This window comes from Streptomyces sp. NRRL B-1347 (assembly GCF_000720325.1).
Classification (GTDB): domain Bacteria; phylum Actinomycetota; class Actinomycetes; order Streptomycetales; family Streptomycetaceae; genus Streptomyces.
This window is the reverse complement of record NZ_JOJM01000019.1, coordinates 91,519-106,974: the sequence shown is the minus strand read 5'-3', so window position 1 is coordinate 106,974 and position 15,456 is coordinate 91,519. Positions and strand designations below refer to the sequence as shown.

General features: G+C 72.9%; 12 protein-coding genes and 1 pseudogene. 4 read left to right on the top strand and 9 right to left on the bottom strand.

What is annotated here, in order from left to right:
- Nucleotides 1-144: 144 nt before the first annotated feature.
- From IG74_RS49490 to ssd, 7 genes and pseudogenes are all read right to left on the bottom strand, one after another.
- Nucleotides 145-510, bottom strand: a pseudogene (locus IG74_RS49490) (Rv3654c family TadE-like protein); the annotation flags it as partial.
- Nucleotides 507-944 (bottom strand): TadE family type IV pilus minor pilin, encoded by a 438-nt coding sequence (locus IG74_RS0118410; RefSeq protein WP_078868861.1) that lies wholly within the window; start codon nt 942-944, stop codon nt 507-509. The gene IG74_RS0118410 and the pseudogene IG74_RS49490, both read right to left, overlap by 4 nt.
- On the bottom strand, nt 931-1,068 hold the full coding sequence (locus IG74_RS49485; RefSeq protein WP_413251758.1) for a DUF4244 domain-containing protein: 138 nt from the start codon (nt 1,066-1,068) through the stop codon (nt 931-933). The genes IG74_RS0118410 and IG74_RS49485 overlap by 14 nt, the downstream gene beginning before the upstream one ends.
- Before the next feature lie 314 nt (nt 1,069-1,382).
- Complete coding sequence (locus IG74_RS0118400; RefSeq protein WP_030677874.1) at nt 1,383-2,198, bottom strand: type II secretion system F family protein; 816 nt, start codon at nt 2,196-2,198, stop codon at nt 1,383-1,385.
- Nucleotides 2,198-3,091 (bottom strand): type II secretion system F family protein, encoded by an 894-nt coding sequence (locus IG74_RS0118395; protein WP_030677871.1) that lies wholly within the window; start codon nt 3,089-3,091, stop codon nt 2,198-2,200. Before IG74_RS0118395 ends, IG74_RS0118400 begins: the two co-directional genes overlap by 1 nt.
- Complete coding sequence (locus IG74_RS0118390; RefSeq protein ID WP_030677868.1) at nt 3,088-4,257, bottom strand: TadA family conjugal transfer-associated ATPase; 1,170 nt, start codon at nt 4,255-4,257, stop codon at nt 3,088-3,090. The genes IG74_RS0118395 and IG74_RS0118390 overlap by 4 nt, the downstream gene beginning before the upstream one ends.
- On the bottom strand, nt 4,254-5,396 hold the full coding sequence (ssd, locus tag IG74_RS0118385) for a septum site-determining protein Ssd (RefSeq protein WP_030677867.1): 1,143 nt from the start codon (nt 5,394-5,396) through the stop codon (nt 4,254-4,256). The genes IG74_RS0118390 and ssd overlap by 4 nt, the downstream gene beginning before the upstream one ends.
- A 526-nt stretch (nt 5,397-5,922) precedes the next feature.
- Here ssd and IG74_RS0118380 point away from each other — a divergent pair.
- Nucleotides 5,923-6,750 carry an HAD family hydrolase gene (locus IG74_RS0118380; protein WP_030677863.1) on the top strand — a complete coding sequence of 276 codons (828 nt, stop codon included), beginning with the start codon at nt 5,923-5,925 and terminating at the stop codon, nt 6,748-6,750.
- Between the two features lie 451 nt (nt 6,751-7,201).
- Here IG74_RS0118380 and IG74_RS0118375 read toward each other — a convergent pair whose 3' ends face one another.
- Nucleotides 7,202-8,029, bottom strand: coding sequence for a Fic family protein (locus IG74_RS0118375; protein ID WP_030677860.1), 828 nt, complete (start codon nt 8,027-8,029; stop codon nt 7,202-7,204).
- A 101-nt stretch (nt 8,030-8,130) separates the two neighbouring features.
- On the opposite strand from IG74_RS0118375, the gene IG74_RS0118370 reads away from it, so the two are divergent.
- Nucleotides 8,131-9,111, top strand: coding sequence for an ATP-binding protein (locus tag IG74_RS0118370; RefSeq protein ID WP_030677857.1), 981 nt, complete (start codon nt 8,131-8,133; stop codon nt 9,109-9,111).
- 91 nt (nt 9,112-9,202) lie between these two features.
- Here the strand turns inward: IG74_RS0118370 and IG74_RS0118365 are convergent, their stop codons facing one another.
- A complete protein-coding gene (locus IG74_RS0118365; protein WP_030677854.1) occupies nt 9,203-10,492 on the bottom strand; it encodes a hypothetical protein in 1,290 nt (429 codons plus the stop codon).
- Nucleotides 10,493-10,786: 294 nt separating this feature from the next.
- On the opposite strand from IG74_RS0118365, the gene IG74_RS0118360 reads away from it, so the two are divergent.
- Nucleotides 10,787-13,216, top strand: a complete 2,430-nt coding sequence (locus tag IG74_RS0118360) for a bifunctional SulP family inorganic anion transporter/carbonic anhydrase (RefSeq protein WP_078868860.1) — start codon at nt 10,787-10,789, stop codon at nt 13,214-13,216.
- A 190-nt stretch (nt 13,217-13,406) separates the two neighbouring features.
- Nucleotides 13,407-15,404: an acetate--CoA ligase gene (gene acs, locus IG74_RS0118355; protein ID WP_078868859.1), complete on the top strand. Its 1,998-nt coding sequence runs from the start codon at nt 13,407-13,409 to the stop codon at nt 15,402-15,404.
- The last annotated feature ends 52 nt before the right edge of the window (nt 15,405-15,456 follow it).

The window sequence follows — 15,456 nt, the reverse complement described above, 5'->3', positions numbered from 1 at the left end:
AGCTGGGTCCTTCCGAGGTGCGTCGGCCGAGCCGTGCCCAGGCGCCCCGGGAGGCCTCATGGGCCCCGGGGGCCTCACAGGGCCTGTGAGGCCCCCAGCCCCTGTGGGCCTCGTGAGTCCCGTCGGCATCGCAGGCCCTGCCCGCGACCTGACCTCCGTCGTGAACGGCCCGAGCTCCGCCGCCGCCGTCACGTCCGACACCTGGCCCCGGACCTCGCACCGCACGATCCGCGTGCCCTGCGCCCGCGCCACCCGGCCGGCCCGTGCGCAGGCGTCGTCGGGACCAGACATCCAGTGGTCCGCCGCCGCGAGCGCGGCCAAGTCGGCGGCGCCGCCCGCCCGGTGCCGGGCGACCACCACCTGGCCCATCGCCAGGACGGCACCGGTGACCACGCACAGCACGGCCAGGACGACCACCACCCACACCGTGGCCGCACCCCGGTCCGCCCACGCGCCCCCTCGGACCGCCGGGGCACCGCTGCGGTCCGCCCACGATCCGGCCCGTCTCACGTGCCCACCCCCACAGTGCCCGCCCCCACCGCGTCCTCCGCCAGCGCCACGGCCTCCGCGCGCAGCCGCACTCCGAGCCCCAAGGGCCGCGGCCCCGGTGACGGCGCCACCACCTCGACCCGCACCAAGTCCCCGTCCCTGCGCACTGCGACCTGTGCCCCGCGTGGCGCCGCCTGCCGGGCCGCCGCCACGGCCGTGCCCTGCGGGTCCTGGCGCGCCATCGCACGGGCCCCGGCCCGGGCCGCGTCCACGCACTGGATCTGCGCGGACGCGGTCATGAGGACCCACAAGAGCCCCATCGTGAACAGCACCAGGGTCGGCAGGACCACGGCCGCCTCCGCCGTCACGAACCCGGCGTCGCCCCGCTTCCCGGGCCCTCCGTCAGCCAGGCCCGTGACGCCGTCTCCGTCCGTCCCGGCCTCAGAACTGCACATGGAGCGCCCTCTCCACCACCGCCTGCAGCCCCGCGCGGACGGGCCCGCTCGTCACCACCTTGTAGAGCAGCCCGGCGAAGCCCACAGCCGCGATCAGCCCCATCGCGTACTCGGAAGTCGCCATCCCGGCGTCCCTCGTGCCGGTACGCATCCCTGTCCATCGCCGTGACACCCAGGCCCGCGCCAAACCCTGCCCGCGCCCCTGCTCCTGCTCCTGCTCCTGCTCCTGCTCCTGCTCCTGCTCGCAGCCACGGACGATTCCCTGGCCTTGTCCCCGTCCCCACATGACAACCCCCATGAGATGTCGACTCGTTGAGCCCGAGTCGTTGAGTTCCGAGCCGTTCAGATTCGTGTCGTTGAGATTCGTGTCGTTGAGATTCGAGATTCCTGTCCTTGCTCACCTCCGCCCTTCCTGTCGGTGCGGTCGACGGCGCCCCTTCACCGGGCGCTCAGCAGTGCTCCCCCGAGGCCCACGACCACCGGCACCACTCCGAGGGCGATGAACGCTGGAAGGAAGCACAGCCCCACCGGTGCCGTCATCGAGACCGCGGCCCGGCGCGCCCGGGCGGTCGCCTCGCGTGCTCTCTCGGCCCGGCAGTCCGCCGCGAGGCGGGCCACGGGGTCGGCCGCGGGCGCCCCGGACTCACCCGCCCGCTCCAGGAGTCGGGCCAGCGCCCCGGCGCCCGGTACGGCACTCAACTGGCGCCAGGCGTCCGCGGGCGCCCCGCCGAGCCGCACCTGCGCCGCGCCCCACGCGAGCCGCTCGCCGACCGGCCCGCGCAGTGACTCCCCGACGGCCTGGGCCGCCACGACCGGCCCGGCCCCGGCGGCCACGCACGCCGCCACCAGGTCGGCCGCCAAGGGCAGTTGACGTGCCGCCTCAGCCGTGTCGAACTCCGCCTCCAAGCCGCCGCCCCGCCCTATCCGGGCCACGGCACAGCCGAGGCCCGCGCCGACCAGGAGCCCCGTCACCCCGCCGATCAGCGCCCAGCCGACTCCGACCGCTCCGACCACGGCGAGCCGCACGCGGAGCTCGTCCCGCCGCCCGGACAGCCCGCCACGCCACCGCCCGCGCCACTCGGGCTTCCACAGCCAGGACCGGCCCGGCCGTCCGCGCTCCCCCAGAACCGCCACCACCCTTCCGCCCAGGGCCCGTTCGCGTCGGGCCATCGCTGTCACGAGGACCAGCCACCACACCGCCACCGCCGACCACAGGGCCACCCCCAGCCTGTGGAAAACCTCGGCCTCGCCCATCACCCCTCCGCCTTCCGCATGATCCGCAGCGCCCACCAGGCGCCCGCGCCCTCCAGGAGTCCGCCCACGAGGAGGCACCCGAACCCCGCTCCCGTGTGCAGCAGCACCCGCAGCGGCCGGGCGCCGAGCGCGGCGCCCATCAGCAGGCCGAGTGCGGGAAGTCCGGCTAGCAGTACGGCCGTCGAGCGGGCGCCCGCCAACTGGGCTCGAAGATCGGACCGTTGATCTCGCTCGGCGCGCAGGGCGCCTTCCAGGCGCTCCAGGCCCGTCGCGAGGCCCGCGCCCCGGTCGACGGCGACCCGCCAGCAGGCCGCGAGCCCCAGGAGCCCCTCCCCGCCGGGTTCCCGCGCGGCCTCCCGCAGCGCCCCGGGCACATCCCCGCCGAACCGCGCCGCCGCGAGCACCCCGGCCCGCTCCCCGCCGAGCTCCCGGCCTGTGGCCCGACCGATGGCCATGGGCTCCGTGGCTTCCGTGGCCGTCCGCAGCGCCTCCCCCGGCTGCCGTCCCGCGCGCACCTCGCCCGCGAGCGCCCCGCACAAGGCGATCACCGCGTCCGCCCGCCGCTCCCGCTCCCGGCGGGCCTCCCGGGCTCTGCGCAGCCGCCCGGCCAGTGGCACGCCGACCGCCCCCGCGACGAGCGGCACCACCGATTCGCCCAGGATCGCGACGGCCAATCCGCCCACCAGGACCCACGCTTCAGGTCCCACGCGGCCGGCGAGCCGCTCGCGCGCCCCGGCGGCAGCCCGGCGCCAAGCCGACCCGGGGACCACCGACCCGGGCGCCGCGAGCGCCGCCCTGGCCCGCCTCAGCTCCCGGGCCCGGGATCGTCCGCCCAGGAGCCATACCGACCCGCCCGCGCACAGTGCCGCGCCCCAGGCCATCGCCGCGCTCATGCGGTCTCACCCCGGCTCCCGAGCAGGGCGCTCAACCGCCGCCAGCCGCGCTCCTGGACGAAGCCGCGCTCGCCCCACCGCAGCGCGGGCACCGTCGCCACAAGCCCCGTGGCGTCCCGCTCCAGGACGTGCACCTCGGCAACGCGGCGGCGCCCGGCCCGGTCCCGCGCGAGATGGATGACCACCGAGAGCGCGGCCGCCACCTGGCTGTGCAGGGCCGCGCGGTCGAGCCCGGCAGCCGTGCCCAGGGCCTCCAGACGGGCCGGGACGTCCGCCGCGGCGTTCGCGTGCAGCGTGCCGCAGCCGCCCTCGTGGCCCGTATTGAGCGCGGCCAGCAGATGCACCACCTCCGGGCCTCGCACCTCGCCCACGACGAGCCGGTCGGGTCGCATCCGCAGGGCTTGGCGGACCAAGTCGTCGAGGCCGACGGAGCCCGCGCCCTCCTGGTTCGCCTGCCGGGTCTCCAAGCGCACCACATGGGGGTGCTCGGGGCGCAGCTCGGCGGAGTCCTCGGCGAGCACGATCCGCTCCCCCGGGCCGACCAGGCCGAGGAGGGTGCTCAGGAGCGTGGTCTTGCCGCTGCCCGTGCCGCCGCTGATCACGTACGACAGGCGGGCGTCGAGCAGGGCGCGCAGGAAGCGCTCGCCGCCGGGCGGCACCGTGCCCGCCGCGGTCAGCTCCGCGAGGGTGAAAGCCCGCGGCCGCACGACCCGCAGCGACAGGCACGCCGAGCCGACGGCAACCGGGGGCAGGACGGCGTGCAGCCGGGTGCCGTCCGGAAGGCGGGCGTCCGCCCAGGGCCGCGCGTCGTCCAGGCGCCGTCCCGCGACCGCCGCGAGGCGCTGGGCGAGCCGCCGCACGGCCGCCGCGTCCCGGAAGGCCACGTCTGTGAGCTCCAGGCCGCCGCCCCGGTCCACCCACACCCGGTCGGGCGCGGACACCAGCACATCGGTCACCGAAGGGTCCGCGAGCAGGGGCTCCAGCGGGCCCGCGCCCACGAGCTCGGAGCGCAGCTGCTCTGCCGCCCCCAGGACTTCGGCGTCCCCCAGGACGCCTGCCTGCGCCCGCAGTGCTTCGGCGACCCGGGCCGGGGTCGGCTCCGTGCCGTTCGCCGCGAGCCACTGGCGTACGCCGTCCAGCATGCGCGCGCCCACGACCGCGTTCATACGCGCCCTCCGGTGGCGTCGACCGGAAGCTGCTGCCAGAAGGCGGCGCAGAACCGGGCAAGCGGTCCGCGTGCCAGGCCGCCGGGTGGCCGTCCGCCGTCCAGGGCCGCCGCGAGGCCGTGCTCCCAGGGCAGCTCACCGACGAGCGGCAGCTGGAGGAGGCGTGCGATCTCGCCCGCGTCGAGGCCGTCACCGCCGTCGAGCGCGCCGCGCCCGGACCGGCCTGTGGCGGCCACCGCCCGCAGGTCCCGCAGCACCATGCCCACGGCCGACGCGACTCGGCGGGCCCCGGCCACCGCGCGCAGCTCGCGCGGCACCACCAGGAGGCCCAGGTCGAGCTGGGCCAGCGCCTCCCCCACCGTCTCGTCCACGCGGCGCGGCAGGTCCACGACCACCACGCCGCCGCGCCTTCGGGCCGCGGCGAGGACGGCCCGCATCGCCTGCGGGGCCACGGCCACGGTGTCGCCGCGATCCCAGCTGAGCACCCGCAGGTCGTGCAGCTGGGGCAGCGACTCCTCCAGGGCGCCGCCGCCGACCCGGCCGCGCGACTGGGCGAAGGCGGGCCAGCGCAGCCCGTCCGCGGCCTCGCCGCCGAGCAGGACGTCGAGCCCGCCGCCCAGCGGGTCGGCGTCGATGAGCATGGTGCGGCGCCGGGCGCGCGCCGCCGTGACGGCGAGGGCACAGGCCAGGGTGGAGGCTCCGGCACCGCCCCGGCCCCCGATCACGCCGATGGTGAGCGCGGGCCGCCCCACGCCCTCGGCCACGTCCGCGATGCGGTCCACCAGCCACTGCTCGCCGTCCGGCAGGACGAGGACCTGCTCCGCGCCGATCTCCACCGCCCGCCGCCATACGTCGGAATCGTCCTGATCCCGCCCAACCAGCACCACCCCGCGCCGCCGCGCGGCCCCGCGCACCCGGTCCGCCGCGTCGTCCCCGACCAGGACGAGCGGGGCCGATTTCCAGGTGTCCCTGCCGCCCCCGCGCTCCGGCACGCCGTGGTGCACCTCTGGTCGCGCACCCGCGGCGGCGCACAGCCGCAGCAGGTCATCCAGCAGGTCCGCGTCCTCGGTGACGATCAGTGGTGCGCCGGGCCGCCCGTCGGACGGCGGCGACGCGTCGCCCGTAATGACTCCGGCCACGATCTCCAGCCCCCTCTCGCTGCAAGTCCTCGAATGCGCTCCTGTGCGCATCCGGATCCCAGCCCGCGAAGACCGGCCAGTGGAATCCGGCCATGAACTTCACGAGCGGAATCAGCGTGCTGCGATCCCGGAAATCGTGTGGATCTTGGTCAATAACTGTGGAGAAGACGCTGGCTGTGAATATCTCCGTCACCCATACCGGTGAGGCCCCGAACGACTTCCGCAGCGCAGCGCTACGACTACGCACAGTGATGAATCTTGGGCACGGCTCGACGCCGCCACAACGGCCCATGACGGCGCGAGGCGATCATTCAAGATCGGAAAACGGGGGAGAAAACCCATCCGGACATGCGACGACCCCCGCCGGGGGGGAGAGCGGGGGTCGTCCCCTCGGTCCGACTCGGGGGGGGGGGAGGAGCCAGACCGGGTTAGCACGGTCGCGAACGATCCGTGACTTCCATGGTGTACCCGAGAGCCTTCTCAGGCAAACCCACGCGCCTCAGCTTACGCCGAATGGTGGGCGCCTATGCTCGGGCTCGTGGAAAACCACTCCTTGCCTCGCACAGCCGCCTTCTTTGACCTGGACAAGACGGTCATTGCGAAGTCGAGCACCCTCACCTTCAGCAAGTCGTTCTACCAAGGCGGCCTGATCAACCGCAGAGCGGTACTGCGTACCGCATATGCCCAGTTCGTGTTCCTCGCCGGTGGCGCGGACCACGACCAGATGGAGCGCATGCGCGAGTACCTGTCCGCGCTCTGCCGCGGGTGGAACGTGCAGCAGGTCAAGGAGATCGTCGCCGAGACCCTGCACGACCTGATCGACCCGATCATCTACGACGAGGCCGCCTCGCTCATCGAGCAGCACCACACCGCCGGGCGGGACGTCGTCATCGTCTCCACCTCGGGCGCCGAGGTGGTCGAGCCGATCGGCGAACTGCTCGGCGCGGACCGGGTGGTGGCCACCCGGATGGTCGTCGGGCCCGACGGCTGCTTCACGGGCGAGGTGGAGTACTACGCGTACGGGCCGACGAAGGCGGAGGCGATCAAGGAGCTCGCCGAGTCGGAGGGGTACGACCTGGAGCGCTGCTACGCCTACAGCGACTCGTTCACCGACATGCCGATGCTGGAGTCCGTGGGCCACCCCTACGCCGTCAACCCCGACCGGGCGCTGCGCCGTGAGGCACTCGCGCGCGAGTGGCCGATCCTCGATTTCCACCGCCCGGTGCGGCTCAAGCAGCGGCTGCCCGCGCCGCCGCGCCCCGCGCTCGTCGCCGCGGCGGCCGTGGGAGCCGCGGCGGCCACCGCGGGCCTGGTCTGGTTCGCCACCCGCCGCCGCACCGCGGCAGCGGGCTGACCCGACCGCGCCGCAGGCGACACGCGCTCTCCAAGGGGCGCGACGGGCACGCGCGCGTAGGGGTACGGCCGGGCTCCGAGGGGCGGCCGGAAAGCCGCGCCCGATTCACCCTTGTTTGAACCTAAAAGTAAAGAAGTGCGGTCAGGGCTTCCACTTCCCGGAGGACAGTAGTACAAAGGAGTCAACGGCCCGCGAGACCAAGGACATCCGAGAGGATTACCTTCAACCGCAGAATTGGCCCCACGGACCGAAGCATGGACATCGAGCACCCACGCGACGTCGACCCGTCGATTACGGGCCAGCCACACCAGGTGACGGGCAAAGTTCCCGACCTGATGGGCACATGATTCGAGGACGCTTGGTAACCCGGTGAACATGCCAGCGGCGGTACGAATTCTCGTACCGCCGCAACCCTGTTCAGGCTCGATCACACACTCCCCCGGGCCACGCCCTAAGCGGCGCCCCGCTGGAGCGCCTCGCACACCGCCGTCGACTCCCTGACGCCCAGCTCAACGGCCTTGCCGCAGTGGGCGATCCAGGCAGCGACTCCCTCCGCCGTCCCGGACGCGTAACCCGCGAGCGCCGCCGCGTAGGCGTCGCGCCCCAGCTCCGCGTGGCCCGCCTCGGCCGGGCAGACGGACTTCGGGTCGAGCCCGCTGCCCACCAGGACGACGCGCTCGGCCGCGCGCGCGACCAGGCCGTTGTGCGAGCCGAAGGGCCGAAGCACCGCGAGTTCGCCGTGCACGACGGACGCCATCACCAGGGCGGGCGCCGAACTGCCCGCGACGACGATGCGCGAGAGCCCCTCCAGGCGCCCCGCCACCTCGTCGGCGTCCGGCAGCGCCAGCGCGGACAGGGGCCCGTCCAGGGGCTCGTCGACCGGTTCACCCGCGAGCCGCGGGCGGCCCGCCGCCTCGTCCGAGTCGGCCGCGGCGACCAGGTGCAGCCGCGCGAGGACCCGCAGCGGCGACTGCCGCCAGATGGACAGCAGCTGCCCCGCCTCGGCCGTGAGCCGCAGCGCGGCGCCCATGACGCGCGCCTCGGCGTCACCGCTGAAGTCGCTGCGCCTGCGCACCTCTTCGAGCGCCCACTCGGCACCGGACAGCACGGCGGAGCCACGGGCTCCGCGCAGCGCGGCCTCCGAGGTGATCTCGTTGCTGCGGCGGCGCATGATCCGGTGCCCGTAGACGCGGTCCACGGCCTTGCGCACGGAGTCCACGGCCTCCGGGACGCCGGGCAGGGCGCCCAGGGGAGCCAGCGGATCAGGTGTCGTACTCATGAGTACGACCCTACGCACTCGCGGCCGCCGCCCCACGAAGGAGTGGTCTTCTTCACTCAAGGGCCGGTCCGCCGCGAGGTTCGCCACTACGCTAACCGACCATGAAAATCGCTTTCGTGGGGAAGGGCGGCAGCGGCAAGACCACGCTGTCCTCGCTCTTCATCCGACACCTCGCCGCGATCGGCGCACCCGTCGTCGCGGTGGACGCCGACATCAACCAGCACCTCGGCCCCGCGCTCGGCCTCGACGACGAGCAGGCCGCCGAGCTGCCCGCGATGGGCGCGCGCCTGCCGCTGATCAAGGACTATCTGCGCGGCGCCAACCCGCGCATCGCCTCCGCCGAGACGATGATCAAGACGACACCGCCCGGCGACGGCTCCCGGCTGCTGCGGCTCCGCGAGCAGAACCCGGTGTACGACGCCTGCGCGCGGCCGGTGGAACTCGACGGCGGCGCCGTGCGTTTGATGGTCACCGGGCCGTTCACCGAAGCCGACCTCGGTGTCGCCTGCTACCACTCCAAGACCGGAGCGGTGGAGCTGTGTCTGAACCACCTGGTCGACGGCCGTGACGAGTACGCCGTCGTCGACATGACCGCGGGCTCGGACTCCTTCGCCTCCGGGATGTTCACCCGCTTCGACATGACGTTCCTCGTCGCCGAGCCGACCCGGAAGGGAGTCTCCGTCTACCGCCAGTACCGGGACTACGCACACGACTTCGGCGTGGCCCTGAAGGTCGTGGGCAACAAGGTCCAGGGCCAGGACGACATCGACTTCCTGCGCGAGCAGGTCGGCGACGACCTCCTGGTGACCGTCGGGCACTCGGACTGGGTGCGCGCCATGGAGAAGGGCCGCCCGCCCCGGTTCGCCCTCCTGGAGGACGTCAACCGCAGCGCCCTGCGGACGCTTCAGGACGCCGTCGACGCCCGGTACGAGCACCGCGACTGGGAGCGGTACACGCGCCAGATGGTCCACTTCCATCTGAAGAACGCGCAGAGCTGGGGCAACGCCAGGACCGGAGCCGACCTGGCGTCCCAGGTCGACCCCGACTTCGTCCTGCGCGAGGAAGCGGTCGCCACGGCTTGAGGGGCCCACGCGGCCGCCACCGCCCGCGCGGCCACCACCGTCCGCACGGCCACCACCCGCGCGGCGTGCGGGCCGCGCGACCCGCAGGCCGCTACCTCTTGGCCGGTTCAGCCCCCGGGACCCCCTTGGGTGCCGGGGCCGGGCGGGCCGAGAGGAAGGCGGGCCAGCCCTCCTTGGGGGCCTTGCCGACGCCGAGCTCGGTGAGCTTGGCGAGGACCTGCGGGTCCTGGGCGTCCAGCCAGTCGGCGAGCTGCCGGAAGGACACACACCGCACGTCCCTCTTGGTGCAGACCCGCTCGATGGTCTCCTCGATGGCGCGCATGTACGTGCCGCCGTTCCAGGACTCGAAGTGGTTGCCGATGATCAGGGGCGCGCGGTTGCCGTAGTAGGCGCGGTCGAAGCCCTTCAGCAGGCCGTCGCGCATCTGGTCGCCCCAGTGCTCATGCCGGGACGGATCGCCCTGGGAGGTCGAACCGGACTGGTTCACCATGAAGTTGTAGTCCATGGTGAGCGTCTCGAAGCCGCGCCCGGGGACGGGGACGAGCTGCATCGACAGGTCCCACAGGCCCTCCTTCTTCTCGGGCCAGAGCTGGTTGTTCACGCCACTGGTGTCGTAGCGGAAGCCCAGTTCGCGCGCCGCCCGCATGAAGTTCGTCCGGCCTTCGAGGCAGGGGGTGCGGGCGCCGATGAGCTCCTTGTCGTAGTCGAAGGGCAGCGGCAGCGCGCTCTTCAGGCCCGTGTTCGTCTTCCAGGCCTTCACGAAGGACTTGGCCTGCTGGATCTCGCTCTTCCAGTCGGTGACGGACCATTCGCCGACGCCCCGGCCCTCGCCGCAGAAGTGGCCGTTGAAGTGGGTGCCGATCTCGTTGCCCTCGAGCCAGGCGCCGCGGAGCTGGTCCACGGTGTCCTTGATTCCCTGGCGGTCGTTGAAGCCGATGTCCGAGCTGCCGGCCAGGTGCTGCGGCGGCTTGTAGAGAGCGCGCTTCTCCTGCGGGAGCATGTACACGCCGCTGAGGAAGTAGGTCATCGTCGCGTTGTTGCGCTTGGCGACCTTGCGGAAGTGCGAGAAGAGCTTCTGGCCGTCCTCGCCCGCGCCGTCCCAGGAGAAGACCACGAACTGCGGTGGCTTCTGCCCCGGTGCAAGGCGTTCCGGCCGGGGCAGCAGCGGCTGCTTGCCGGTGAACGCGGTGGACCCGTCGCCGATCAGCCGGACCGGCGACTTGGGCGCGGCGGCACCGGGCGGCTTCTTCGCGCCGTGCGCGCCCTCGCGCGCGCTCTTCTTCGTGTCGGACGCGCCACTCCCGCACCCGGCCAGAGCCGCGACGCAGACCATGAGGGCGGCGAGCCCAGCCGCGGCGGCAGTCCTCTGGTTGGCGGCCATCCGCCCACCTACTTCCGTACGAATCGGGACAGAACCCGAGCAACTTCGCACAGAGGTACGGAAGCCGTGTTACGACAAGCCGACGAATAGGGTTATTCACTCATCAGAGTGATCAGTTGCCCCATTTGCGTCGAAAATCCTGCCGTGACCTTTACTCTGCATTACGATTCGTTTACCGAGAGTTGAGTCATCCCGCCGCTGCAACGCCGTGACCCACGGCCGCGATCCGCCCTCCGGCAGCCCGTCGGAGGCCCACCTGTTCCGCGACCGCGCCGCCCCGGAGGAGACGGGAAAATGTCTGCCAGCGTCCCCCCACGCGCCACCGACTCGGCCCAAGCCGCAAGCGCCCGGCAACCGCACGCGCCACCGCCGCGCCGAGCCTTCCGCATCGCGGGCGCCGACCTCTCCGCGTCGATCGCCGTGTTCCTCATCGCGCTGCCCCTGTCACTGGGCATCGCCCTCGCCACCGGGGCGCCCCTCCAGGCCGGCCTCGTCGCCGCGGCCGTCGGCGGCATCGTCGGAGGCCGCCTCGCCGGCTCCCCGCTCCAGGTCAGCGGCCCCGCCGCCGGACTCACCGTCGTCACCGCCGACCTCATCCAGCGCTACGGCTGGCGCACCACCTGCGCGATCACCGTCCTCGCCGGCATCACCCAGGTGGGCCTCGGCTGTCTGCACGTGGCCCGCACGGCCCTCGCCGTCAGCCCCGCCGTCGTGCACGGCATGCTCGCCGGGATCGGCGTCACCATCGCCATCGCCCAGCTGCACATCGTCCTCGGCGGCACCCCGCAGAGCGCCGTGATCGACAACCTCCGCGCACTGCCCGCCCAGTTGACCGAGCTGCGCCCGGCGGCCCTGTCGATCAGCCTCCTGACGCTCCTCCTGCTGCTGCTCTGGCCGCGCATTCCCGGACGCGCGGGGCGCGCCGCGCGTGTCCTGCCCGCGCCGCTGGTGGCCGTGGCCGCCGCCACGGGGCTCGCGGGCTTCGCCGCGCTGCAGCTGGACAAGGTCGACCTGCCGTCCTGGCGCAGCCACGCGCTCGCCGGGCTGCCCGAAGGGCCCGCGCTCGGCCTGGTGGCGGCCGTGCTCACCATCACGCTGGTGTGCAGCGTGCAGTCGCTGCTCGGCGCGGTCGCCATCGACAAGCTCACGTCCGGCCGTCCGGACTCGCCCCCTGGCGTGGGCCGTTCCGACCTCGACCGCGAGCTGCGCAGCCAGGGCGTGTCGAACATCGTCTCCGGCGCGCTCGGCGGCCTCCCCGTCGCCGGAGTCGCGGTGCGCAGCGTGGCGAACGTCCGCGCGGGCGCCGTCAGCCGGAACTCCACGATGCTGCACGGCGTTTGGGTAGTAGTAGCCGCCCTGCTGCTGGTGCCCGTCCTGGAGCTGATCCCGCTCGCCGCCCTCGCCGCCCTCGTCATGGCCGTCGGCATCCAGATGGTCAGCCTGAACCACATCCGTACCGTCACCCGTCACCGCGAGATCCTGGTCTACGCGGTCACCACCCTCGGCGTGGTCGTGCTCGGCGTCCTCGAAGGGGTCGCGCTCGGCGTCGCAGCGGCCGTGGCCGTCGCCCTGCACCGGCTCGCCCGCACCCGCATCACCTGCGACGAGGACACGGAGGGAGTCCACCACATCCACGTCAGGGGCCAGTTGACGTTCCTCGCCGTGCCCCGACTCAGCCGCTGTCTGCACCACATCCCCCACCGGGCCCACGCCGTGGTGGAGCTGGACGGCTCCTTCATGGACCACGCGGCGTACGAGACGCTGCAGAGCTGGCAGGACGCGCACGCCGCGCACGGCGGCACGGCCGAGATCACCGGCCGGGGCGGGCAGCGGATCGCCGAGCCCGCGAGGATCGCCCACTGCAGCTGCCGCCCCTGGACGCCGTGGCGCAACCACAACTGCGAGGCGCCCCCGCAGCCCGCTTCGACGGACCACCACGACCACCCCCACCACCAGCACGAACTGGCCCAGGGCATCAGCGCCTTCCAGCAGCACACGGCCCCGCGCGTGCGCGGCGAGCTGGCCCGGCTCGCGCGCGAGGGCCAGCAGCCCGTGCAGCTGTTCCTGACGTGCGCCGACTCCCGGGTCGTCACTTCCATGATCACGTCCAGCGGCCCGGGCGACCTCTTCGTCGTACGGAACGTGGGCAATCTGGTGCCCCTGCCCGGTGCTGAGAGCGGCGACGACTCGGTCGCCGCCGCGATCGAGTACGCGGTGGACGTCTTGCAGGTCAAGTCCATCACCGTGTGCGGGCATTCGGGGTGCGGGGCGATGCAGGCGCTGCTCAGCTCCCCGCCGTCCGGGGCGCAGACGCCGCTGAAGCGGTGGCTGCGGCACGGCCTGCCGAGCCTGGAGCGGATGGCGGCGTCCAGCACCGCCGAGCCGCCCGGCAGGATCGCCCCGCGCCTCGCCGGGCGGGCGCCCGCGGACGCGGTGGAGCAGCTGTGTCTGACCAATGTGGTCCAGCAGCTGGAGCACCTGCGGGCTCACGACGCGGTCGCGCGGCGCCTGGCCGAGGGGACCTTGGAGCTGCACGGGATGTACTTCCACGTCGGCGAGGCCCAGGCCTATCTGCTGGCCGAGGGCCCCCGCGGCGCACACGGCACCCGCGGCGGCGCCCATGGCAACGGGGGGAGCGCGGTCGGCGGCGGACAACCCCTGCCGCACGAGGTGTTCAGCCAGGTGCGGCCCTCGCCCCGCGCGGAGGCCACGCCGACGGGCTGAAACACGCCGACCGGCCGACAGCGGTGGGTCTCCCCTGCGGGAGGCCCGCCGCTCTGCGCTGCGGGGGCGCACCAGATCGCGCCCGCCCCGGCGCGCCGCCTATGTCGACCGCTACCCACCTGCCACCCTTTACAGGTCTAAACCAATTTTCGGCAAGCCCTTGTCACCAGGGCCGGGTGTCTGATGAGCTGTGGCTTGGGACACAACGGACACCCTGAGAAAGGGAGATGTCGTGAGCAACGAAAGCCTGGCCAACCTCTTGAAGGAGGAGCGTCGCTTCGCGCCGCCGGCCGATCTGGCCGCGCGGGCCAACGTCAGCGCGGAAGCGTACGAGCAGGCCAAGGCTGACAGGCTCGGCTTCTGGGCCGAGCAGGCCCGTCGGCTGACCTGGGCCACCGAACCGACCAAGACACTCGACTGGTCGAACCCGCCGTTCGCGAAGTGGTTCGAGGACGGCAAGCTCAACGTCGCGTACAACTGCGTGGACCGCCACGTCGAGGCGGGCCACGGCGACCGGGTGGCCATCCACTTCGAGGGCGAGCCCGGCGACAGCCGGGCCATCACCTATGCCCAGCTGAAGGACGAGGTCAGCCGCGCCGCCAACGCCCTGACGGAGCTGGGCGTCGGCAAGGGCGACCGGGTCGCCGTCTATCTGCCGATGATCCCCGAGGCGGTCGTGGCCATGCTGGCGTGCGCCCGCATCGGCGCCGCGCACTCCGTGGTCTTCGGCGGCTTCTCCGCCGACGCGATCGCCGCCCGCATCAAGGACGCCGACGCCAAGCTCGTCATCACCGCCGACGGCGGCTACCGCCGGGGCAAGCCGTCCGCGCTGAAGCCCGCGGTGGACGAGGCCCTGGGCCGCGCGGAGGGCGTCGAGAAGGTCCTCGTCGTGCGGCGCACGGAGCAGGAGGTGGCCTGGACCGAGGGCCGCGACGTGTGGTGGCACGACGTGGTCGCGCGGCAGTCGGCCGAGCACACCCCGGAGGCGTTCGAGGCCGAGCAGCCGCTGTTCATCCTCTACACCTCGGGCACGACGGGGAAGCCGAAGGGCATCCTGCACACGTCGGGCGGCTACCTCACGCAGGCGTCGTACACCCACCACGCCGTCTTCGACCTCAAGCCGGAGACCGACGTCTACTGGTGCACGGCCGACATCGGCTGGGTGACCGGCCACTCGTACATCACGTACGGACCGCTGTCGAACGGCGCGACGCAGGTGATCTACGAGGGCACCCCGGACACCCCGCACCAGGGCCGCTTCTGGGAGATCGTGCAGAAGTACGGGGTGACGATCCTGTACACGGCGCCCACGGCGATCCGTACGTTCATGAAGTGGGGGGACGACATCCCCGCGAAGTTCGACCTCAGCAGCCTCCGGGTGCTCGGTTCGGTCGGCGAGCCGATCAACCCCGAGGCGTGGGTCTGGTACCGCAAGCACATCGGCGGCGACAACTGCCCGATCGTGGACACCTGGTGGCAGACCGAGACCGGCGCGATGATGATCTCGCCGCTGCCGGGCGTGACCGAGACCAAGCCGGGCTCCGCCCAGCGCGCGCTGCCGGGCATCGCCGCGACCGTCGTCGACGACGAGGCGAACGAGGTGCCCGACGGGGGCGGTGGCTATCTGGTCCTCACCGAGCCGTGGCCGTCGATGCTGCGCACCATCTGGGGTGACGACCAGCGGTTCATCGACACGTACTGGTCGCGCTTCGAGGGCAAGTACTTCGCCGGGGACGGCGCCAAGAAGGACGAGGACGGCGACATCTGGCTGCTCGGCCGGGTCGACGACGTCATGCTCGTGTCCGGGCACAACATCTCCACCACCGAGGTGGAGTCGGCGCTCGTCTCGCACCCGTCGGTCGCCGAGGCGGCGGTCGTGGGCGCGGCCGACGAGACCACCGGTCAGGCGATCGTGGCGTTCGTGATCCTGCGCGGCACGGCGTCGGAGTCCGCCGACCTGGTCGGCGAGCTGCGCAACCACGTGGGCACGACGCTCGGCCCGATCGCCAAGCCCAAGCGGATCCTGCCGGTGGCCGAGCTGCCCAAGACCCGTTCCGGGAAGATCATGCGGCGGCTCCTTCGGGACGTGGCCGAGAACCGTCAGCTGGGTGATGTCACCACGCTGACCGACTCGTCCGTGATGGACCTCATTCAGTCCAAGCTTCCGGCTGCTGCCAGCGAGGACTGATCCCCTCGCCGGTCGGCCGCGGGTTCTCCGTGGCTGGCCGCGCCCACGCGGC